General features: G+C 28.8%; 1 protein-coding gene. It reads right to left on the bottom strand.

Annotation, left to right across the window (positions count from 1 at the left end; genetic code table 11):
* Positions 1–771: PBECR2 nuclease fold domain-containing protein (locus CSUIS19072_RS08435; RefSeq protein ID WP_337212277.1), on the bottom strand; the 771-nt coding region annotated here is incomplete at both ends.

Here is a 771-nt window from a genome sequence, read left to right as displayed (position 1 = left end):
ACTAATTAGCTTATTTGTGTCTAAATTTAAAACTTCAGCCATTTTTTTCTCCTTATCTTTATTTATTTTTTTGGTTGGTTTTTCTATATCTTTTTTAGCCTTTGTATAAGCCTTATAAAGCTCATTTGGTGCGTCTTGCGTTGGCTCATTAGCTTCAGCTAGAAATTTAGCATATTGTTTGGATTTTTGTTCTACTTGAGCTTTTTTTAAGCTTTGGTTTGATATAGTTTTATTCATAGCTTCTACTTCTTGTTTGGCTATTTGTGGGGTGCTTAAAGTAGAGAGTGTGTCCCCACCCCATACTATATTACCCTTTAAAAGATTTTTTAAATCCGTATTTTTTATCGGTGTTGCGGTTATTCCTATGAATTCCCCTTTATCATTCTCTATAACACTTAAAAATTTAGTTATTTTATCACTATCTATAAATGTTTTAACAAATCTATATCTATTATTTTCTCTTGTGATAAATAATGGATTTTCTAAAGTAGGTTTAATTAGATTTAAATATTCTAATCTTTTATCAGCTTCTGTCTTATCTGCTAAATGATTTAAAAGTTTATCGATTGATATTTTGCTATCAAAAATTGGCGTTTTTATAACATTTGAGAAATCTTTTGCTAAATTTAATAAATCAGCTTTAGGCTGTAATTGTATCGCTATATCTTTATTTAAAGAGATATTTTTTACTAAATTTCTAGCATCCATCTCGCTTACCCCACGCACTTCTTTTTGCTTTGGAGTATAACTAGCACTCACATCGCTATCATT

It is taken from the genome of Campylobacter sp. RM19072, assembly GCF_024723485.1.
Lineage (GTDB): Bacteria > Campylobacterota > Campylobacteria > Campylobacterales > Campylobacteraceae > Campylobacter > Campylobacter porcelli.
This window is presented reverse-complemented; position numbering and strand designations above follow the sequence as displayed.